The 21,114-nt window shown below is 72.6% G+C and carries 17 protein-coding genes; 6 read left to right on the forward strand and 11 right to left on the reverse strand.

Features of this window, described 5'->3' with window-relative positions; translation table 11 throughout:
- From ABEA26_RS01650 to ABEA26_RS01700, 11 genes are all read right to left on the reverse strand, one after another.
- Positions 1-1,944 (reverse strand): ABC transporter permease, encoded by a 1,944-nt coding sequence (locus ABEA26_RS01650; protein WP_345588439.1) that lies wholly within the window; start codon positions 1,942-1,944, stop codon positions 1-3.
- Positions 1,944-3,131 carry a quaternary amine ABC transporter ATP-binding protein gene (locus tag ABEA26_RS01655; RefSeq protein WP_345588441.1) on the reverse strand — a complete coding sequence of 396 codons (1,188 nt, stop codon included), beginning with the start codon at positions 3,129-3,131 and terminating at the stop codon, positions 1,944-1,946. Before ABEA26_RS01655 ends, ABEA26_RS01650 begins: the two co-directional genes overlap by 1 nt.
- The gene (locus ABEA26_RS01660; RefSeq protein ID WP_345588442.1) at positions 3,128-4,660 is read right to left on the reverse strand and encodes a GMC family oxidoreductase; all 1,533 of its coding nucleotides are present in this window, start codon (positions 4,658-4,660) and stop codon (positions 3,128-3,130) included. Before ABEA26_RS01660 ends, ABEA26_RS01655 begins: the two co-directional genes overlap by 4 nt.
- Positions 4,661-4,887: 227 nt before the next feature.
- Positions 4,888-6,408, reverse strand: coding sequence for an aldehyde dehydrogenase family protein (locus ABEA26_RS01665; protein WP_345588443.1), 1,521 nt, complete (start codon positions 6,406-6,408; stop codon positions 4,888-4,890).
- 162 nt (positions 6,409-6,570) lie between these two features.
- Positions 6,571-7,509 carry a hypothetical protein gene (locus ABEA26_RS01670; protein WP_345588445.1) on the reverse strand — a complete coding sequence of 313 codons (939 nt, stop codon included), beginning with the start codon at positions 7,507-7,509 and terminating at the stop codon, positions 6,571-6,573.
- 13 nt (positions 7,510-7,522) lie between these two features.
- Positions 7,523-7,876 carry a hypothetical protein gene (locus ABEA26_RS01675; RefSeq protein WP_345588447.1) on the reverse strand — a complete coding sequence of 118 codons (354 nt, stop codon included), beginning with the start codon at positions 7,874-7,876 and terminating at the stop codon, positions 7,523-7,525.
- Complete coding sequence (locus ABEA26_RS01680) at positions 7,863-9,698, reverse strand: hypothetical protein (protein ID WP_345588449.1); 1,836 nt, start codon at positions 9,696-9,698, stop codon at positions 7,863-7,865. The genes ABEA26_RS01675 and ABEA26_RS01680 overlap by 14 nt, the downstream gene beginning before the upstream one ends.
- Positions 9,699-9,965: 267 nt before the next feature.
- On the reverse strand, positions 9,966-10,955 hold the full coding sequence (locus ABEA26_RS01685) for a malate dehydrogenase (RefSeq protein WP_345588451.1): 990 nt from the start codon (positions 10,953-10,955) through the stop codon (positions 9,966-9,968).
- 561 nt (positions 10,956-11,516) lie between these two features.
- A complete protein-coding gene (locus ABEA26_RS01690; RefSeq protein ID WP_345588453.1) occupies positions 11,517-12,839 on the reverse strand; it encodes a helix-turn-helix domain-containing protein in 1,323 nt (440 codons plus the stop codon).
- Between the two features lie 525 nt (positions 12,840-13,364).
- Positions 13,365-13,916 carry a DUF3017 domain-containing protein gene (locus ABEA26_RS01695; RefSeq protein WP_345588455.1) on the reverse strand — a complete coding sequence of 184 codons (552 nt, stop codon included), beginning with the start codon at positions 13,914-13,916 and terminating at the stop codon, positions 13,365-13,367.
- Entirely contained in the window at positions 13,906-14,760 is an 855-nt protein-coding gene (locus ABEA26_RS01700) for a bifunctional methylenetetrahydrofolate dehydrogenase/methenyltetrahydrofolate cyclohydrolase (RefSeq protein ID WP_345588457.1), read from the reverse strand. Before ABEA26_RS01700 ends, ABEA26_RS01695 begins: the two co-directional genes overlap by 11 nt.
- Positions 14,761-15,111: 351 nt before the next feature.
- Between ABEA26_RS01700 and ABEA26_RS01705 the strand changes: the two genes are divergently transcribed.
- The 6 genes from ABEA26_RS01705 (at position 15,112) to ABEA26_RS01730 (ending at position 21,068) form a co-directional block, all read left to right on the forward strand.
- The gene (locus ABEA26_RS01705; RefSeq protein WP_345588459.1) at positions 15,112-15,723 is read left to right on the forward strand and encodes a hypothetical protein; all 612 of its coding nucleotides are present in this window, start codon (positions 15,112-15,114) and stop codon (positions 15,721-15,723) included.
- A gap of 132 nt (positions 15,724-15,855) precedes the next feature.
- Entirely contained in the window at positions 15,856-16,602 is a 747-nt protein-coding gene (locus ABEA26_RS01710; RefSeq protein WP_345588460.1) for an FHA domain-containing protein, read from the forward strand.
- Positions 16,599-18,197: a serine/threonine protein kinase gene (locus ABEA26_RS01715; RefSeq protein ID WP_345588462.1), complete on the forward strand. Its 1,599-nt coding sequence runs from the start codon at positions 16,599-16,601 to the stop codon at positions 18,195-18,197. Before ABEA26_RS01710 ends, ABEA26_RS01715 begins: the two co-directional genes overlap by 4 nt.
- Positions 18,198-18,294: 97 nt before the next feature.
- Positions 18,295-18,762: a hypothetical protein gene (locus ABEA26_RS01720; protein WP_345588464.1), complete on the forward strand. Its 468-nt coding sequence runs from the start codon at positions 18,295-18,297 to the stop codon at positions 18,760-18,762.
- 195 nt (positions 18,763-18,957) lie between these two features.
- Entirely contained in the window at positions 18,958-19,704 is a 747-nt protein-coding gene (locus ABEA26_RS01725) for an FHA domain-containing protein (protein WP_345588466.1), read from the forward strand.
- Positions 19,701-21,068, forward strand: coding sequence for a protein kinase domain-containing protein (locus tag ABEA26_RS01730; RefSeq protein WP_345588468.1), 1,368 nt, complete (start codon positions 19,701-19,703; stop codon positions 21,066-21,068). The genes ABEA26_RS01725 and ABEA26_RS01730 overlap by 4 nt, the downstream gene beginning before the upstream one ends.
- Positions 21,069-21,114: the final 46 nt, after the last annotated feature.

Here is a 21,114-nt window from a genome sequence, read left to right on the forward strand (position 1 = left end):
TCAGGCTCCCTTCCTCGGACGGCGTTCGGTCGGCTGGGTGACCCGGTCGAGCATCAGGCCGAGGCAGACGATCGCCGCGCCGGCCACCAGGCCGGTCGCCAGGTCGCCCTGGGCCAGGCCGAAGACGACCTGGTAGCCGAGCGCGCCACCGCCCACCAGGCCGCCGATGATGACGACGGCGAGGACGAGGACGACGCCCTGGTTGACGGCGAGCAGCAGGGACCGGCGGGCCAGCGGAAGCTGGACCTGCCGCAGTTGCTGCCCGCTGGTGGCGCCGAGCGAGCGGGCCGACTCCATGGCGGCCGGGTCGACCTGGCGCAGCCCCTGGGCGGTGATGCGGACCACGGCCGGGAGGGCGTAGACGACCGCGGCGGCCACGGCCGGGGCGCGGCCCACGCCGAAGAGGGCGACGACCGGGATCAGGTACACGAACTGCGGCATCGTCTGGAACACGTCCAGGACGGGCCGCAGCGCGCGCTCGAAGCGGTCGCTGCGGGCGGCGGCGATGCCCGCGGCGAAGCCGATGACCAGCGTCACGGCGACGGCGGCGAGGACCTGCGAAAGCGTGTCCAGGGACGGCTTCCACACGCCGAGCACGCCGATCGCGGCCATGGCGAGGACGGCGGTGAGCGCGGTGCGCCAGGTGCCGATCAGCCAGGCCAGGGCGGCGACGACGAGGAGTACGGACCACCAGGGCAGCCACTGCAGGCCGTCCCTCAGCGGGTTGAGAACGCCGCTGGTGAAGTGGGCGGCCCAGTCGGCGGTGCCGCCGACGACGGGGACGCCGGAGTAGAGGTGGGCGGTCATCCAGTCGACGGCCCGGTTGACGGGTTCGGCGATGTTCACCTCCCACGCGTCGGGCCAGTCGAGGAACCCGGCGATCCGTCCGGCGACCGCGACGGCCGCGGCGGCGGCCAGGGCGTACAGCCAGGTCAGCGGCGACTTCCCGGTCTCGCCGAGCCGCTCCCCCGCCGCGCCGGTCACGCGGTCCAGGACGACGGCGAGCAGCACGATCGGGATGCCGGCCGCGAGCGCCGCGCCCACGTCGACCGAGGCGAGCGCCTGGTAGACGCGGTCACCGAGGCCGCCGGCGCCGATGACGGAGGCGATGACGGCCATGGAGAGCGCCATCATGATCGTCTGGTTGACGCCGAGGAGCAGTTCCTTGCGGGCCAGCGGGATGCGGGCGGTCAGCAGCCGCTGGCGGGCGGTGGTGCCGAGCGACTCGACGGCCTCCAGCACCTCCTTGTCGGCGCCGCGCAGGCCGAGGGCGGTGAGCCGGGCCATGGGCGGGGCGGCGTAGACGACGGTGGCCAGGACGGCCGCGGGGACGCCGATGCCGAAGACCAGGACCACGGGGAGGAGGTAGGCGAAGGCGGGCAGCACCTGCATGGTGTCGAGCACCGGGCGCAGGACGCGGTCCATCCGGTCGGAGAGACCCGCGGCCAGGCCCAGCAGGGCACCGACGAGGACCGACGCGAGGACGGAGACGACCATCAGCGCGAGGGTCTGCATGGTCGGCACCCACATGCCGAGCAGACCGCAGGCCAGGAACGCGGCCGCGGTGCCGAGGGCCGACCGCACGCCGGCCACGCGCCAGGCGATCAGGGCGCCGATCGCGGTGACCCCGGCCCAGCCGACGGCGAGGAGGGTGAGGTACACGGCGCGTACGGCGATGACGACGACGTTGCTGACGTGGCCGAAGAAGTAGAGGAACAGCGGGTGGCTGTCGCGGTTGTCGATGATCCAGTCGCTGGCCCTGCCGAGCGGCTCGGAGACGTCGACGGTGAGGGCGGCCGGCCAGGTGGTGCCGCCCCACTGGGATACGGCGAGGGGGACGAGGACGGCTGCCGCGAGGGCCAGTACCAGGAGCTTGCGGGCGGCCGGGTTGGTGAGGATGCCTGACGGGGCGGACTTCCGGGCCGGTGCGGTGATCGTTGTCACTAGACCGGCTCCCCGCTGGTGGCGGGGAGCGGGGTGGTCGGCTCGCGGCGCTCCTCCGGTGCCGCCCCTGCGCCCTCCCGTGCCGCCCCGGCCGCACGGCCGGGCGCGGCCACACCGGCCACCACCTCCAGCAGGGCATCCGCGTCGACCACGCCCAGGCAGCGGCCGTCGTCCATCACACGGGCCGGGGTGCCTGCCCGGGCGACGGCCTCGATGGCCTCCGACACCGTGGCGTCGGGCCGGAGCGCGGGGCCGGTGCCGGCCTCGTCGGCCGAGGAGGCCGGGCGCATGGCCGTACGGACGGTGAGGACCTGCTCGCGGGGCACGTCGCGGACGAACTCGCGGACGTAGTCGTCGGCGGGCGAGCCGACGATCTCCTCCGGGGTGCCGAGCTGGACCACGCGGCCGTCGCGCATCAGGGCGATGCGGTCGCCGAGCTTGAGGGCTTCCTGGAGGTCGTGGGTGATGAAGACCATCGTGCGGCCCTCCTCGCGGTGCAGCCGGACGACCTCCTCCTGCATGTCGCGCCGGATCAGCGGGTCGAGCGCGCTGAACGGCTCGTCGAAGAGCAGCACCTCGGGGTCGACGGCGAGGGCGCGGGCGAGGCCGACGCGCTGGCGCTGGCCGCCGGAGAGCTGGCCGGGGCGTCGGTGCTCCAGGCCCTCCAGGCCTACCTTGGCGACGATGGCGGCGGCGCGCTCGCGGCGCTCGGCGCGGCCCATGCCCTGGACCTCCAGGCCGTACGCCACGTTGTCCAGGACACTGCGGTGCGGAAGCAGGCCGAAGTGCTGGAAGACCATCGCGGCACGGTGGCGGCGCAGTTCACGCAGCCGGGACCTGTCCATCGCGCGGACGTCCTCGCCGTCGATGGCGATGGACCCGGCCGTCGGCTCGATCAGCCGGGTCAGGCAGCGTACGAGGGTGGACTTGCCGGAGCCGGACAGGCCCATGACGACGAAGACCTCGCCCTTGTGGACGTCGAAGGAGACGTCCGCCACGGCGGCCGTGCAGCCGGTGCGCGAGCGCAGCTCGGCCGGGCCCAGGGCACTCAGCTCGGGGTCGGCGGGGATCCGGGCGGCCTTCGGGCCGAAGACCTTCCACAGGCCGTCCACGGAGAAGACGGGAGCGGTGGACTCGTCGCCGCCGTCGGTACCCGGCGGCGTACTGGCGTTGGTGGTGGCGCTCATCGGGCGTCACCGCCGATCAGCTCGACGGCGCGCTCGCCGACCATGAGCACACCGATCATCGGGTTCACGGCGGGCATGGTCGGGAAGACGGAGGCGTCGGCGACGCGGAGGCCCGTCAGGCCGCGGACGCGCAGCTCGGGGTCGACGACGGCCTGCTCGTCGGTGGCGGCGCCCATCCTGCAGGTGCCCGCCGGGTGGTAGACGGTGTGGGCGACCTTGCGGGCGTACTCGCTCAGCTCCTCGTCGCCGGTGACGTCCGGGCCGGGGCTGACCTCGCGCTTGAGCCAGCCGGCCAGCGGCTCGGTCCTGGCGACCTCGCGGGCGATGCGGATGCCGTCGACGAGGGTGCGGCCGTCGTGGTCGTCCTCGTCGGTGAAGTAGCGGAAGTCCAGGGCGGGCTTCACGGAGGGGTCGGCGCTGGTCAGGTAGAGCCGGCCACGGGACTTCGGCTTGGGGATGTTCGGGGTCATGGAGACGCCGAACTCCGGGCGTTCGTAGCCGAGGCGCTCCGGGTTGTCCGTGAACGGGATCTGATAGAAGTGGAACATCAGGTCGGGGCCCGGGTGTTCGGGGTCGCGGCGCACGAACAGACCGGCGTCGGAGTCCATCGCGGAGTTGTCCGGGATGGGCCCGTTGGTCTCCCACACGATCACCGACTCGGGGTGGTCGAGCAGGTTCTCGCCCACACCGGGCAGGTCGAGCGCCACGGGTATGCCGAGCGCCTCGAGGTCCTCGCGGGGGCCGATGCCCGAGTGCAGCAGCAGGCGGGGCGAGTCGACCGCACCGGCGCAGAGTACGACCTCGTTCCGCGCCCGGACGAGGATCTCCTCGCCGTCCCTGGTGCGGACGTGGACGCCCTCGGCGCGGGTGCCGTCGAGCTGGAGCTTGTACGCCCAGGTCTCCAGCATGATCGTGAGGTTGGGGCGCTCGTCCATCACCGGGTGCAGGTACGCCACCGACGCCGACGACCTCTTGTTGTCCTCGGGGTGGTAGGCGAGGTCGAAGAAGCCGACGCCCTCGGTGAACGGCTTCTTGTTGAAGCCCTCGACGAGGGGCACCTCCAGGGCCTTCTGCGCGGAGTCGACGAAGTCGCGGGCGATGGCGTTCCGGTCCTTCTCGTCGACCGGGACGATGTTGTTCTTGAGGCGCGCGTAGTACGCCTCCATCGGCACCGCGCCCCAGCCCTTGGCGCCGGCCGCCTCCCACTCGTCCCAGTCGGACGGCAGCGGCTTGAAGGCGATGAGCGTGTTGTGGGAGGAGCAGCCGCCGAGCACCCGGGCGCGGCTGTGCCGGATGTGCGAGTTGCCGCGTGGCTGTTCGGTGGTCGGGTAGTCGTAGTCCAGCTCCCCGCCGAGCAGGCCCATCCAACGGCGCAGGGTCAGCACGTCGTCGCGGCCGACGTCGCTGGGCCCGCCCTCGATGACCGCGACGGTGACGTCCGGGTTCTCGGTGAGGCGGGAGGCGATCACCGATCCCGCGGTGCCGCCGCCGATGACGACGTAGTCGTAGACATGGGTGGTCTCGGGCATGGAGGTACTCCAGAGGGTGAGCGGACGGGGACCTGGGTGGGAAGCTGGGTGGGGAGCTGGGTGGGAAGCCGGGTGGGGAGCCGGGTGGGGAGGTGCGGCGGCGGACACGGGCGGGAGAGTGCGCGCCGGGAGGGCGCGGTGAGGCACGCCGGAACTGAGCCCGGGCGCGGTGAGCCGCGTTGGTGCTGAGCCCGGGCGCGGTGAGCCGCGTTGGAGCTGAGCCCGGGTCAGCCGGTGAACCAGCGGACGGGCTTCGGGGCGAGGTTCTGGTAGACGTGCTTGCTCTCGCGGTACTCGGCAAGGCCCGCGGGACCCAGTTCGCGGCCGACGCCGCTCTTGCCGAAGCCGCCCCACTCCGCCTGCGGGAGGTAGGGGTGGAAGTCGTTGATCCAGACGGTGCCGTGACGGAGCCGGCCCGCGACCCGGCGGGCCCGTCCCGCGTCGGCGGTCCAGACGGCACCGGCCAGACCGTACTCGGTGTCGTTGGCGAGGGCTACGGCCTCGTCCTCGGTACGGAAGGTCTCGACGGTGAGCACCGGTCCGAAGACCTCCTCCCGCACGACCTTCATCTCGCGGTGGCAGTGGTCGAGGACGGTCGGCTCGTAGAAGTAGCCGCTCTCCGGTCGCTGGGGGGACGGCTCGGGGCGCTTGCCGCCGCAGCGCAGTTCGGCGCCCTCGGCCAGCGCGGAGGCGACGTAGTCCTCGGTCTTGGCACGCTGCTGCTCGGAGACGAGCGGGCCGCACTCGACGCCGTCCTCGGTGCCGCGGCCGAGGCGGATCCTCGCGGCGCGGCGGGCGAGTTCGGCGACGAAGCGCTCGCGGACCGACTCCTCGACGATGAGCCGGCCGCCGGCGGAGCAGACCTGGCCGCTGTGGATGAAGGCGGCGTTGAGGGCCTGGTCCACGGCGGTGTCGAAGCCCTCCTCGGTCCCGCAGGCGTCGGCGAAGACCACGTTGGGGTTCTTGCCGCCGAGTTCGAGGGCGACCTTCTTGACGGTGACGGCGGCCGCCTGGGCGACCTTGGTGCCGCTGATCAGGCCGCCGGTGAAGGAGACCAGGTCGACGTCGGGGTGCTCGGCGAGCCGGGCGCCGACGGTGTGGCCGGGGCCGGTGACGATGTTGGCGACGCCGGTGGGGAGGCCGGCCTCGACCAGCAGGTCGATCAGGGCGACGGTGGTCATCGGGGTGATCTCGCTGGGCTTGATCACGAAGGTGTTGCCGGCGGCGAGCGCCGGGGCGATCTTCCAGCTGGCCTGGAGGAGCGGGTAGTTCCAGGGCGTGATCATGGAGCAGACGCCGACCGGCTCGTGCACGACGACGCTGTGGATGTCGGGCGAGCCGGCGTCGACGACCCGGCCGGGGGCCTCGCCGGCGACCAGGTCGGCGAAGTAGCGGAAGGCGTCGGCGACGCAGTCGATGTCGACCCGCCCCTCCTCGACGGTCTTGCCGGCGTCGCGGCTCTCCAGCAGGCCGAGCGTCTCGCGGTCGCGGACGAGCAGGTCGGCGACGCGGCGCAGCAGGGCGGCGCGTTCGGCGACCGGGGTGTGCGGCCACTCACCCGTGTCGAAGGCGCGCCGGGCGGCGGCCACCGCCAGGTCGGTGTCCTGCTCGTCGCCCTCCGCGATCACGGCGAACGGCAGGGCGTCCGCGGGGTCGAGGATCTCGCGCGTGTGCCCCGAGACGGCCGCTCGCCACTCGCCGCCGGCGTGGATGGTGTCGCGCGCCCGGAGTTCCGTACTGTCCGCCATGATCCTCAATGCCTTCCGTTCCCACTCAGTCACCCGGGGTGACCATGCGTGTCACCCCGAAGCGTGGGGCACATGCCCCTGTCCCTCAATTGCATGCGCGATTGGTGGGCGGGAGTGTTCCGCATCACGGAGGTACGTGAGGAAAGCGGCGAAACGGAGGGGTCAGGGAGACGCCGGGCAGTGCCCCTCCGGGGGGCAGAACCACTTCAGTGCCGTGGTGAGGTTGCGCAGCGCTCTGGTGCCGCCGTCGACGTCGGGCCCGTAGGAGGCGACGGCGTAGACCTTGCCGTCCTCGGACTCGAAGCGCTGGTCGTAGACGTGCCAGACGCCGATGCCGGTTTCGCCCTTGAGGGAGTCTGCGACGTACTCCATCCGGGTGCCGCCGACGACTGGGGCGTCCACGCGCTCCACCTTGAGCACCCTGAAGCCGGGCGGCTTGGCCACGTCGGAGGACAGGTACAGCTCGACCGACTCCTCGGGGGTGGACTCCGCCACCTGGTACACCTGGATCCGCCGGTCACCGGAGGCGCTGCGGTAGTTGACGACGTCCATGCCGAACCGCGAGCCGACCGCGGTGCGCAGCCAGCCGTCGGGCACGGCGATCCTGAAACCCTCCGGGTCCTGCCGGGTGGTGTAGCCGCCCGGTGGCTCGGCGGCGGTCGGGGTCGGGGTGTCGGTGGCGGGGTCCGTACCGATGTCCGTACCGATGTCCGTACCGGACTCCTCGGGGACGTCCGTCCAGGGCGACGGCGCGGCGGCCGGGGGCGCGCTCGAGGGCGGGGCGCCATCCTGGTCACCGCTGTCGCCGCCGAAGCCCACCGTCACCACCAGGCCGACGGCGATCCCGACTCCGGCCGCCGCCGCCACGACCGTCCGCACCGTCCGGGAGCCGTGACCGCCGGACGGGTGCCGCCCCGGCGACGGGGCCGGGACGTTCCCCTCGCCGGTGCGCGCGTCGGGGTCCCCGACCGCGCCCTGGGGCACGAAGGGCTCCCGGTCCGGCGGGGCGGGCGGCGGCAGGGTCACCCGGGGCGTGTCCGTCGCGCCGTCCTCCCAACGCTGGGCTTCCTCGTTCCAGTACCGTCCGCCCCCGTTCGTCACGCCATCCTCCTTCTCACGTCCCGAGCAGGCCGGCCAGTGCCCCGGCCGACGCCAGCAGGGTCAGCACCGACTCGGCGTCGGTGAGCAGGTCCCGCAGCCGCTGCCGCCTGCTCGGCGCGGCGCTTCCGGTACGGGTGATCTCCTCCTCGGTGTCGGCCAGGGCCGCGTCCAGTTCCCGGATCCGGTCGGTGCCCCTGACCCTGGTGAGGTCGGAGCGCAACTCACGTACCGCGTCGAGCAGTTCCGCGTCCGCCGCGTCCTGGGGGGCAGCGTGGTGGTGGCTCTCGGCGTGCGCGTGGCTGCCGATGGCGAAGGTGCTGTGCGAGACGTCGCCCATGCTGACGCCCGGCTCATCAGCCGTGGTCATCGTTGTCGGGTCCCTTCTGCTGTCCGGCTCGGGGGCCGGTCGGGTGGCCGGCCTGGTGCCGGGTGCCGCCGGTGGCCGAGGAGTTGGTGAACGGGTCCTGCGTTCCGCCGTCCGCCGTGGCGGTCGCGCGGGCGTGCGTGCCGATCGCGAAGGTGCTGCGCGCGACGGTGTCGATGTGCACGCCGCCGTTGCTGATGTTGACGACCTTCTGGACGAACTCGCCGGTCTGGTATCCGTGATCGGCCAGAGCGGTCCGGACGCCGTGCGCGATGCGGTCCTGGATGCTTCGCAGGTAGCGGTCGACGTCCATCTGCTGGAAGAGCGACCCGGAGCGGGCCGCGCCCAGCTCCCGTACGGAGACGGCGGGGCCGTCGGGCAGGGCGGCGCCGTACCCGCCGGTGAGCAGTGTCCAGCTGTAGCCTGCGGCCTGCCACAGGGTGAGGAAGGAGCGGGCCGCCGAGGCGGGGACCTGCCCGGCCGCCCAGGTCGCCTTGCCGAGCAGGCCGCTGTTGCGGAGCCGGTGGGCCGTGCGGTCGGCGTCCTTGAAGTCCTCACGCACCGGCATCAGCACATGCGGGGCGATCTCCAGCATGAGCATGCGGCCCTGGGTGTGGACGCGCACGTAGACGGTGACGACCAGTTCCTCCTCCCAGCCGCCGACCCGTGCCCGCAGGAAGTGCCGCCGTTTCTCGGCCCCTTCCTCCACCGCGCGGTCCCGGTGGTCCACGAACGCCTCCCGGCTGTACGGGGCGATCTGGCGACGGGCCAGGCCCTCGGCGGGCAGGAACACGCACTCGTCGATCTCCAGCCACCGCAGCCTGTCGCGGACCGCGTGCCCCGCGTACTCCGGGGGCAACCGCAGCCCCTCCAGGAGCGGGCGGACGGTGTCCAGGACCGTCCGGTTGCTCAGCGGGCGCGTCTCCTGCCCGTCGGCGGGACGCATCTGCACGGAGAGTACCCAGGTGTCGTACGCCTGGCCGGCACCGCAGAACGGGTGTGCCTCGTGGTACGTGATCATCGGGGCGTGCTGTTCCAGCCGGATGCGCTGCTTCAGCCGCTGGAAGCGCGGACTCTCGGCCTGCTCCGCCGGGTCGGAGACGGCGTCCGGAAACCGCTCCGGGGAGAGCTCGCCGTTCAGGGCCCGGGCGAACTGACTGCGCTGCGCACCCGCGCACAGGGCCACCACCACGAACAGCAGGAGCGCGAGCCAGGCCTGCACCGCCGTGACCATGTCGTGGCCGCCGAACTGGCGCGACAGCTCGGGCAGCAGGCGCAGGAGATAGGCCCGCAGGTCGTCTCCGGCGCCCGCGGCCTCGGCGTCCTCCCGGCTGGAGAACGCGGTGACCAGCGTGGCGATCAGGAACAGCGCGAACACCATGCGGCCCAGCCAGCGCACGACGAGCGCCGCCGACTTGCGTCTGGTCGATGCCTGTGGGTCGTCACCGCGGAGGAACACCGCCCAGGCCAGCAGCAGACTGGGCAGCAGATAGACGACCATCACGCCGCCGGTCAGGGGCCACCCGATGATCCACAGGCCCACGATGGCCGCGGCCCAGCCCGCCTCCACCCGGCGGGCGCGCAGGGCGTGGGCGAGTACGCGGGCCGCGTCGAAGCCGAGGGACGGCGCCACGATCCGCTGCTCGTTCAGGTGCAGCTCCTCGATCACTCGGGCCCGGTAGCCGGGGTCGAGATAGGCACCCGCACACAGCAGCCTCGTGGCCTCGCTGGCGTGTGCTGGAACGGGCGGGAGCGGGTCCGGAGGCGGCTGGTGCGGCGGCTGCGGCTGGTGCGGCGGCTGGTGTGGAACGGATGCGGTGCTCACGCGACTCCCGGGATGCGAAGGGCCGCCAGGTGCATCGAGCGTGACGGGCCATCACCATAGAGTAGTCAGCTCCTCCAGGGAAAGCGGAGGCGTCGGGAGACGGGACCGGAGACACGGGTCATGCCCCTCGGGGCCGGGGCCGGGGCCGGGGCCGCGGCCGGCGTCGGCGTCGGCGTCGGCGCTCCCCGCGGACAGACGTGGGCCCCGCTCCGGACAGAACCGGAACGGGGCCCACGTGAGCTGACGGCGTCGGCGCCGGCGGCAACCTCAGATGAGGCCGAGACCGCGGACCGCCTCGCGCTCCTCCGAGAGCTCCTTGACGGAGGCGTCGATGCGGGCGCGGGAGAACTCGTTGATCTCCAGGCCCTGGACGATCTCGTACTTTCCGTCCTTCGTGGTGACCGGGAAGGAGGAGATGATGCCCTCCGGGACGCCGTAGGAGCCGTCCGACGGAATGCCCATGGACGCCCAGTCGCCCTCGGCGGTGCCGTTGACCCAGGTGTGGACGTGGTCGATGGCGGCATTGGCGGCGGAAGCCGCCGACGAGGCACCGCGTGCCTCGATGATGGCGGCGCCGCGCTTGGCGACGGTGGGGATGAACTCCTCCGCCAGCCACTTCTCGTCGTTGACGGCCTCGGCGGCGTTCTTGCCGGCGATGGTGGCGTTGAAGATGTCCGGGTACTGGGTGGCGGAGTGGTTGCCCCAGATGGTCAGGCGCTTGATGTCGGCGACCGTCGTGCCCGTCTTCTTCGCGAGCTGGGTCAGCGCGCGGTTGTGGTCCAGGCGGGTCATCGCGGTGAAGCGCTCGGCCGGCACGTCCGGGGCGGCGGCCTGGGCGATCAGGGCGTTGGTGTTGGCCGGGTTGCCGACGACGAGGACCTTGATGTCGTCCGCGGCGTGGTCGTTGATGGCCTTGCCCTGCGGCTTGAAGATGCCGCCGTTGGCCTCCAGGAGGTCACCGCGCTCCATGCCCTTGGTGCGCGGGCGGGCGCCCACGAGGAGGGCGACGTTGGCGCCGTCGAAGGCCACGTTGGGGTCGTCGGTGATCTCGATGCCCTGAAGGAGCGGGAACGCGCAGTCGTCCAGCTCCATCGCGGTGCCCGCGGCGGCCTTGAGCGCCGGGGTGATCTCCAGGAGGCGCAGTTTGACCGGCACGTCCGCGCCGAGCAGCTGGCCGGAGGCGATGCGGAAGAGCAGGGCGTAACCGATCTGGCCGGCCGCGCCGGTGACGGTGACGTTCACGGGAGTGCGGGTCATGGCGTTCTCCGTATGACAGCTGGCGGTGGGGCGTCCCTGCCCCGGGCGTTTGATCGATCTCTTGGTATCAAGAGATCCATCCAGCCGTCAGGCTATCGCGCCTGGCATGCCCGGGACGTCCGGGTCGGTGTGGCCCGGCCCACAGGACCACCGCCGGGTCACCCACGTGCGTGAACGGGGACACGGCAGGGGCGTGCTGAGGCGCGGCAGGGGCCGGGGCGCGGCAGAGGCGAGCAGGGCGCCGCAGAGGGCGGGGGCGGCGGCACCTGGGCTCGGGGGCATGAGAAGGCGGCCGCCGGTCCGGGAGAGGAGGGACCAAGCGGCCGCCGTTCGGGGATACCGTTGCCGGACTCCCGTGGGGGTACTTCTCGCGTGCCCGTGACACGGCGGGCCATGCCTCCGCGGACGATTTTCTTCCGGTGCGGCCCGCACGCGTGTCCGTACGGTCCGCATCCCTCCCTGCGCACTGCTCCCCCGTGCGAGCCGGCACCATGCGGGCCACCGCCATGCGGGCCACCCGCATGCGGGCCATCCCCATACGGGCCATCCCCATGCGGCCGGCTACGCCGTGCAGCCCTCCTGGCCGGCGGCCAGCGTCACGCACGCCTTGGCCACGGCCGCGGACTTCACCGCCACCATCGGGGTGTACGCGACGGTGTCGGCCGCCCCGGTGACCGTGCCCGTCTGCTGGTTCTCGCCGCCCGCGCTGACCTGGACCTCATCGCCCTGTGCCGCCTGGGTGACGCGGGCCCACGCGGCACCGCACGTCTTGCTGTAGCGGACCTCGACGGCGGCCGTACCGACGGTGGCGGTCGCGGCGGTGGTCACCAGGTCGCCGCCACAGCCCATGATCTCCGGGTCCTTGCCGGTGCAGGCGTCGCCGCTGCACTTGACGCCCGGCGGCAGCTCGGTGTCGGTACTCACGGTGGGCGACGGGGAGGGCTTGGCGCCCTCGTTCTCCTTGTCACCGCCGTCGTTCAGAAGGAAGAAGGCTCCCGCGATCACGACGAGCACGCCGACGACACCCGCGACGAACGTCGTCATCCGCTTGTTGCCGCCCCCGGAGGACCGGCCCCGCGAACGGGAGCCGTCACGCGGGGGCTCACCGAACGTGCCCGACGGCCCCGACGCTGCCGAGTGCCCCGATGGCCCGTGGCCGTTCGGTGCGGCGACGGTCGGCATCGCCGTGGTCCGCGCGGTCCCCTCAGGTCCGGTACCGGTACCGGTACCGGACCGCGCCGTGCGGTCACCGGTCGGCGCCGGTCCTCGGTATCCGGCGATGCCCCACGAGTTGCCGTCGGCCGCGCCACCGGACGACGGGACCGAGGGCGCGCCGGACGTGCCGCCGCCCCGGACCGTGCCGACGGCCGAGTCGGGGCTGTCGGCGGCCGTCGGCTGCACGGGCACCGCAGGCGGCAGCGTGGGCGCCACACCGGCCGGCCCCGCGATCCCCGGGGTGGCCGTCGCGCCGCCGCCGTGGCGGCCGGTTCGGCTCCCCCTGCCGCTCCTGCCGCCGCTGCCCGACTTGGCCGCGGACGCGCCCAGCTCACCACCGAGCGCGGCGCGCGCCTGGGAGATCCGAATGGCCTCCATGGTCATGTCATGGCGCATCTCCGAACGGCTCCAGGCGCGCTCGGCCAGCTCCCACATGGTGGTCAGGTGCATGGGGTTGGTCCCCGTCACCTCGGCCAGGGCCACGATGGCACCCTTCGGCGCCAGCAGCCGGCCGTTCAGATAGCGCTCCCAGGACGTCTTGCTGTAGCCCGTCGCGTCGGCCACCGACGCGACGCTGAGCTCGCTACGGTCCACAAGTCGGCGCAACTGGCTGGTGAACTCTTTGATCTGCGGATCGAGTTCATCCGGCAAGGCCTTCCAACGAGGCATTGCTTCCCCCTCTTCCCCCCGGTGACGTGCTGTTCGTTCCCCGCTTGGTCCCGCGCGCGGCGTCCCGCCCGTAGTCCCCGTTCTGGCTACCCACAGGGATGCGCCCGGTCAGGATCTCAGTTCCCGGGGTGGGGGCGCACAGGAGCACAGAGGTCGCGAACATGCACCGTCGCACGCCCACCGACCCGGGTCCAGTGTCCCACCGGCCACCCCATGCCCTGAACCGAGCCCCTGAGGCTAGCGCTGTCCCTGAACGACTTCGTGGTGAATCCGCGAACTTGTCAATACCTCGTCCGACGGAACACGCATGGATGGTCACGCTCGGCACCCGTGTCCCGTGTTGCACGGCGCGCACAGTCGAGTAGCGGAGTAGCGGAACGGTCACTTCCGTGCCACAGCGCCCTGGCAGGCGTTGATCAGCGCGTTCCGCGTACTGGAGTGTGGGGCCAGGCGGCGGCCCGTCCTTCCACGGGGGTGAGGACGGGCCGTTGCCAGGGCCCGGGCCGCGGAAGGACCCGACATCTCCTAGCTGACCGTGAAGTGCAGGGTGTCCTTCAGGAACGGGATCTCCAGCAGCGGCTCCGGCTGGGCCATCAACGCCAGCAGGACGATGCCGAGGCCCAGGACTCCGTAGGTGGCGATGTCCGTGAAGCGCGAGCGCACGGCAAGCATGCCGACGTGGGGCATCATCCAGCGGAGCACGGCGCCGAACAACAGCGCGGCGCCGATCAGGACCAGACCCCAGCGGAACACGTCCAGCGCGGTCAGCAGCAGGCCCACTCCGACCAGGCCGACCACGAGCAGGATCGGCCACTGCCGGGCGGGCGCCGGGGCGTCACCGGCCGCGGTCCGGCCGCCGCCCTCGGGGCGCGCGGTGTCGCGGGTGAAGAGCGGGAACCGTCGGGTGATCCGCCGTGGCCTGCCCTCCGCGTCGGGCGCGCTGACGGGGTCCCGGACGGTGATGTCCTCGCCCTCGGGGCTCTCCACGCCGCCCTCGGCGCCCTCCCGAGGCCGCCCCCGGTCCTCCCCAGCCTCCGGGCTTTCCGGGCGCTCGGCGTCGGTGTCGTCAGCCGGCACTGCGCTCCGCCGCCTCCACCACGTTGACGAGCAGCTGGGCCCGGGTCATGGGGCCGACGCCGCCGGGGTTCGGGGAGATCCAGGCGGCGACCTCGGCCACGCCGGGGTGCACGTCACCCATGATCTTCCCCTCGGCGTTCCGCGAGACGCCGACGTCGAGGACGGCCGCGCCCGGCTTGACGTCCTCGGGGCGGACCAGGTGCGGGGAGCCGGCCGCGGCGATGACGATGTCCGCGCGCCTGAGGTGGGCGGCCAGGTCCCGGGTGCCGGTGTGGCACTGGGTCACGGTGGCGTTCTCGCTGCGCCGGGTGAGCAGCAGCGGCATCGGCCGGCCGATGGTGACACCGCGGCCGACGACCACGACCTCGGCGCCCTTGATCTCCACACCGAAGCGGCGCAGGAGGGTGAGGATGCCGTTGGGGGTGCAGGGCAGCGGGGCCGGCTCGTTCAGGACGAGGCGGCCGAGGTTCATCGGGTGCAGGCCGTCCGCGTCCTTGTCCGGGTCCATCAGTTCCAGGATGCGGTTCTCGTCGATGCCCTTGGGCAGCGGCAGCTGGACGATGTAACCGGTGCAGGACGGGTCGTCGTTCAGTTCGCGGACGACCGCCTCGATCTCCTCCTGCGTCGCCGTCGCCGGCAGGTGGCGCTGGATGGAGGCGATACCGACCTGTGCGCAGTCGCGGTGCTTGCCGGCGACGTACTTCTGGCTGCCGGGGTCGTCGCCGACCAGGACGGTGCCGAGGCCGGGCGTGACGCCCTTCTCCTTCAGCGCCGCCACGCGGGCGGTCAGTTCGGACTTGATCGCGGCTGCGGTGGCCTTGCCATCGAGAATCTGGGCGGTCATGCCCCCCATCCTCGCGGATGACCGGCCCCCGGTTCCAATCCGCCCGGCATCCGGGCACCACCGGGGCCCCGTCAGAGCCTCGCCGGATCGTCACCGGGGCCTCGCCGGGGCGCCACCAGGGCACCATCCGGGCGCTACGGGACGTGTCCCACAGCGCCCTTCCATGATCGACGCTGTTGCACTTGCACAACACCTTGTGACCGGGCTGGACAAGTAAGAGACCGGTCAAGAACGATTGGCCGTCACAGTGCCGCGGGGCCGTACCGGGGGGGGGCGAACCGCTACGACGAACCTCCTCCGAGTCGAGCCGCGCGTCGTCCCCGCACTTGACACGACGGAGGAAGTCCCGCCATGAGTTTCGGCGACCCGAACAACCCCTACGGCCCGCCGCAGGGCCGGCAGCCCGGCCAGCAGCCGAACTACGGATACCCGCAGCAGCAGCCCCAGGGACCGGCCGGCTACGGCTACCCCGCGGCGCCGCCGGTCCACCCCCACGGCGGCGGCCACGCACCCGGCCCCTCGGTCATGCCCGGCACGGTGAAGGCCGCGCGCGTGATGCTGTTCGTGCTCGGCGCCTTCCAGGTCATCGGCGGCGTGCTGATGATCGCGGCCAGCTCCCGGTTCGCCGACTACATCAAGGACGAGCTCAACTCCGATCCCAGCATCTCGGCGCAGGACGCGGACACCTTCACGGACATCGGCGCGGGCATCATGATCGGTCTGGGGGTGGTCGTCCTGGCGTTCGCGTTCTGGGCGATATTCACAGGTGCCAAGTTCGCGACCGGCCGCGGCGGTGCGCGGGTCTCCGCGATCGTCTACGGCTCGGTCGTGACGCTGGTCAGCGTGGTCAACCTGCTGGGCGCCAACGTCTTCGCCCTGTTCAGCCTGATCCTCGGCATCCTGATCATCGTCTTCTGCGCCAACAGGAACGCCAGTTACTGGTTCAACCGGCCGCGGTACTGAACGGGCGTCCGGAACGGAACACTTCGCGCCAATCACCTCTTGGGGCCGTGTCTCACCCGTACGAGGGGGACACGGCCCCGGTGCGTCGCAATAGTCTGACGTGGGTAGCCGTCAGGCACGGGGAGACGCACCTTGTACAGCATCATCGTGGTACCTCCGCCGACCACGGAGGACGAACCCACCCGCACCCAGTTCCGGCTCGCACCGAGCGAGCGCCTCGTCTTCGGGCGGTCCGTGCCCGAGGGCGGCCTGCTGATCGGGCACGACGGAGTGTCGCGCAGAGCGGGCGAGATCACCGCCCACGGCACCTTCTGGACCATGAGCAACCTGTCCACCCACCAGACCTACGTGGTGGAGAACCCGGAGGGCGCCGGCGAGCACATCAAGGTCGCGCCGGGCAGGCTGGACGCGCCGGTGCCGTTCGAGTTCTCGCGGATCGTGCTGCCCGCCGCGGGCGACCTGCTGCCGGTCGAGGTGTGGGCGCCGCGCCACGACTATCTGCGCGCGGAGGGCGGCAGCGACGGCGAGCCGACCGCCCCGGCCTTCTCCGTCGACCGCACCAAGCGGTACTTCGCCGTCCTGGCCGCCCTGTGCGAACCACGGCTGCGCGGGGCGCCGCACGCCCCGCTGCCGACCGTGGAGCAGGTCGTCGAGCGGCTGCGGCCCGGCTGGCCGGCCGCGTCGCGCACGTCCGTCCAGTGGAACATCGACTACCTCGCCGTAAAGCTGCGGCTCAAGCCGGGCCCGGAGGCGGCGGAGGCGGGCGCGCGGCTCAACGGCAAGAAGGAGTGCCTGGTCTCCATGGCGCTCCGCTTCGACCTCGTACGGGAGGACGACCTCGTGGTCCTCACGGCACCGCCGCGCCGGGTGCCCCGGTGACCGGGCCGTACGCCGTCACCGTGCCGAAGGGCTACCGGATCGGTGTCTGGGAGGTACGGGCGCCCATCGCCACGGGCGCCTTCGGCAGCGTGTACGAGGCCCGCCGGGTCGGCGACGGCGACGCCGCCGGTCTGCCGCGTACGGCCGCCCTGAAGTTCCTGCCCACCGGTACGGGCACGCCCCGCCAGCTGACGCATCTGCGCGAACTCGCCGAGCGCGAGGTGGGGTTGCACCGCAGGCTGCGGCGGCCCCGGCTGGTACGGATGTACGAGACCCTCGTCGTCGACGACGCAGCCCGTCCCGCCCTCGACGGCGCCACCGTCCTCGTACTGGAGAAGGCGGAGGGCTCACTGTCCGCCCTGCTGTCCGCGTCGCCGTGCCCGGCCGCCGGGGGCGCGCTGCTCGCGCAGGTCTGCGAGGGCCTGGCCCAGCTGCACCGCGCGGGGTGGGTGCACGGAGACCTGAAACCGGCCAACGTACTGCTGATGCGGGACGGTTCGGCCCGGCTCGCCGACTTCAACATGGCCGCCGAGCTGGAAGGCACCCACGCCTACACCCCCGCCTTCTCCACCCCGGACTACACCCCGCCCGAACTTCTCTGGTCCGAGATCGGCGAGCGCGGCCGCCGCATCCGCCCCTCCGCCGACGTCTGGGCCTTCGGCGTCCTCGCCCACCTCGTGCTCACCGGGTCCTTCCCGCTGCCCGGCGGCACCCCGACGGCCCGCCGCGACGCCGGGGCCGCCTACGCGCGCGGCACCGAGGAGCTGCGGCTGTCGCCCGCGCTGCCCGAGGTGTGGCGGGAGATCGTGGGCGCGTGTCTGACTCGTACCCACGTCGAACGCATCGGCACGGACGCCTTGTTGCGACGTGTGGCGGCGACCACGGAGGACACCGTCCGACGCGCCGGGTCCATCCGGTCCATCCGGTCCGTCCTGCCGCCCCGTACGCGTACCCGGCGGGCGGTCCTCGCCGTGGCGGCCGCCACCGTGGTCTTCGCCGCGCTCGGCTACGGGATCAGCGCCCGCAACGACGACCGCGGCGGCGGACCCGGCCCCGAATTCACCGACCAGGGCCCTGGGGGCCGCACCGCGACGGTCTCCGCCGCCTCCTACGGCTCCGCCGAGCTGCGTACCGACCGGGGCGTGCCACCCGCCTACCGCCTGCTGATCGTCGAGACGGCCCACGACTGCGACCGCGAGGAGGTCGGCCCGCCCCTGATCGCGGCCATACTGAAGGTGGAGAGCGATTTCGACCCGGACCTCTCCGACCCCGCGAAGAACGAGTACGGCATCGCCCGCTGGACCCCGACCGTCCTGCGCTGGTGGATGAACGAGGACGGCACGCCCGGCGAGACCGTCCCCGAGCCCCCGTTCCCGCCCGCCGAGTCCATCCCGGCGATGGGCCGCTACCTGTGCTGGATCACGCCACGCCTCGACGCCGGCCTGCCGGGCGACCGCCGGGTGCTGATCGCCGTCGCCTACCGGACGTCGTACCGAAAGGTGAACGACGCGGACGGGGTTCCCCCGAAGTACCGCGACTACGCCGACCGCGTCGCCCACCACCTCAAGGAGTACACGCCGCCCGGGAAGAAGTGACCCTGAGAGTTACGAGGTACCGCGCGGCGGGCGCCCCGGGCACGGTGTGAGCACACCGCTTCGGCGGTACGACACCGACGTTCATGGGGGAAACACAGTGAACATCATCAAGCCCGCCGCGCTGCTCCTCGCGGCCTCGGCCCTGGTCGCCGGCTCCACGGTCGCGGCCACCGCCGCCGACCCGGCCGGCACCCGGGTGACCGCTCTCCAGCAGGCGGCCGAGGAGGTGCTGGCCGACAAGCCGAAGCCCCTGCACGTGACCGCCGACGCGGTCAAGTACGAGGGACTGACCGTCACCGAGGCGCCCAGGACCAAGGCCGCGCGGGACCTGGCCTGCGGCTACGGCCACCTCTGCATGATCGTCAACGGCACCAAGTTCGACTTCTACAAGTGCCAGACGTGGAACGTCACCAACTGGACCGGCAACGGCCCGTTCACCAACAACCAGACACCGGGCACGGTCGCCAAGTTCTTCAACAAGGACGGCAGCGTCCGCTGGACGTCGACCGCCTACCAGGCGGGCACGGCGACCTGGGACCCGATCTGGTCCCTGCGCCCCTGCTGATCCGCTCCCCGGAGCATGTCCGAAAGGCGGCCCCGGTTCCCTCCACGGAGGGGCCGGGCCGTTTCGTCGGCCGGTGACCACCCGACCCGCCGACGCGTCCGAATGCCTGGGTCGCCCTTGTCCGTCTCCCGTACGCTGCCCGTTGTTGGACTGGGGAATGTTGACCTCGAGCAATCGGGGGAGGGGGACGACTCCATGTACAGCGTCATCGTCGTGCCGCCGTCGTGCGGCAGTGTGACCGACCAGATCAGGATCAGCGCGGGTGAGCGCATCGAGTTCGGCAGGGCCGCCGAACCCGGCAACGGCGGGCTCGTCATCGCACACGCGGGGGTGCCCCGGGTCGCCGGGGAGATCGCGGCGCACCGGACGTTCTGGCTGCTGAGCAATCTCAGCGAGGACCAGACCTACGTGGTGGAGAACCCGGAGGGCGCCGGCGAGCACATCAAGGTCGCTCCGGGCCGTGTGGAGGCGCCCGTACCGTTCGAACTGGCGCGCGTGACCCTGCCCGCCGCGGGTGACCTGCTCACCTTCGACGTCTGGGCACCGCGGCACGCCTTCCGCAGCGTCGAGCGCGGTGGGCTGGAGGGGACGGGCACCGTCCCGGCGTTCGCCCTGGACCGCACCAAACGGTACTTCGCGGTCCTGGCCGCCCTGTGCGAGCGGCGCCTGCGCGGTGAGCCCCGCGCCCCGCTGCCCGCCGTCGAGGAGATAGTGGAGCGGCTGCGCCCGAGCTGGCCCAAGGTAAGCCGCTCGGCCGTCTACTGGAACATCGACTACCTCGCCCTCAAACTGCGGCTGAGACCCGGCCCGGACACGGCCGAACCCGGCAGGCGCACGCACGGCAAGAAGGAGTCCCTGGCCTCCCTCGCCCTCCGCTTCGACCTGGTCCGCGAGGACGACCTCGTGGTGCTCGCGCCGGTTGCGAGCGGAGCGGCACGGTGACCGGGCGGCCGTACGCGGTCCCGGTGCCGAAGGGGTACCGGATCGGGCCGTGGGAAGTGCGCGAGCCACTGGCGTCCGGCGCCTTCGCCACGGTCTACGACGCGACCCGCCGCAGCCCCGAAGCCACGCCCGGCCGCGCCTCCGACGGCGGCGAGCTGCCGCGCCGGGCGGCGCTGAAGTTCCTGTCCACCGGCACCCGCACCCCTCGCCAGCTGCACCACCTGCGCGACCTGGCCGAACGCGAGGTGCAGCTACTGCGGCGGCTCCGCTCGCCCCGACTGATCCGGATGTACGACACGCTGACCGTCGACGACCCGGACCACCCCGAGCTGGACGGCGCCACCGTCCTGGTGCTGGAGCGGGCCGAGGGCTCCCTGGACGCCGTACTGGCCCGGACCCCGTGCCCGGACGCCGGACCCGCCCTGCTGGCGCAGATCTGCGAGGGCCTGCACCAGCTGCACCGCGCCGGCTGGGTGCACGGGGACCTGAAACCGGCCAACGTGCTGCTGATGACGGACGGTTCGGCGCGGCTCGCCGACTTCAACATGGCGGCGGAGATGGAGGGCACGCACGCCTACGCCCCCGCCTTCGCCACCCCGGACTACACCCCGCCCGAACTCCTGTGGCCCGAGGTCGACGAGCGCGGGACGCGGATCCGCCCCTCGGCCGACGTCTGGGCCTTCGGCGTCCTCGCGCACGTCGTCCTCACGGGATCCTTTCCGCTGCCCGGCGCCACCTCGGAGGCCCGCGCCGACGCGGCGACGCGTTACGCGCACGGCCGTGAGGAACTACGCCTGTCCGCCCGGCTCCCCGACGTCTGGCGGGACATCCTGCGGGACTGCCTGGCCCCGACCCACGCGGAACGCCCCTCCGACACCGCCGCGCTGCTGCGCCGGGTGGAGGAGGCCGCGGGCACCTCCCCCTCGGCGCGGCTGCCGAGGCTGCGTCCCCGACGGTGGCGGCGCCCGGTCCTGGCGGCGGCGCTCGCGGCCGCGATCGTGGGTGCGGCGAGCCTGGTCCACACCGCCCCGTGGGACTCGGCCCCGGCCGCCGCGGCGCCTCCCACCTGTGAGAAGCCCGTGGAGTACGAGGACGCCTCCCACGGCACCGGCTACACGGCGGGCCACAGCGGCACCTGGGACTTCACCATCAAGCGAGGAGACGGAGGGAGCCAGGTCAGGGAGTTGCAGTGCCTGCTCCGGCACCTGCACGGGATCGAGGAGGTCGGCGAGGTGGACGGCGACTTCGGCCCGATGACGCACGGTGCGGTCGTCATCTTCCAGAAGCGGGCGGGGCTGGACGCGGACGGGATGGTCGGGCCGGGGACCTGGCGGGCGCTGCGCAAGGAAGGGACCGGGGACTGAATCCTCGTGGGCAACCCTCGACAGTTGCAGGTACCCCACCGACACC

Origin of the sequence: Streptomyces marokkonensis, assembly GCF_039539045.1 — a bacterium.
In the GTDB taxonomy this organism is placed as follows: Bacteria; Actinomycetota; Actinomycetes; order Streptomycetales; family Streptomycetaceae; genus Streptomyces; species Streptomyces marokkonensis.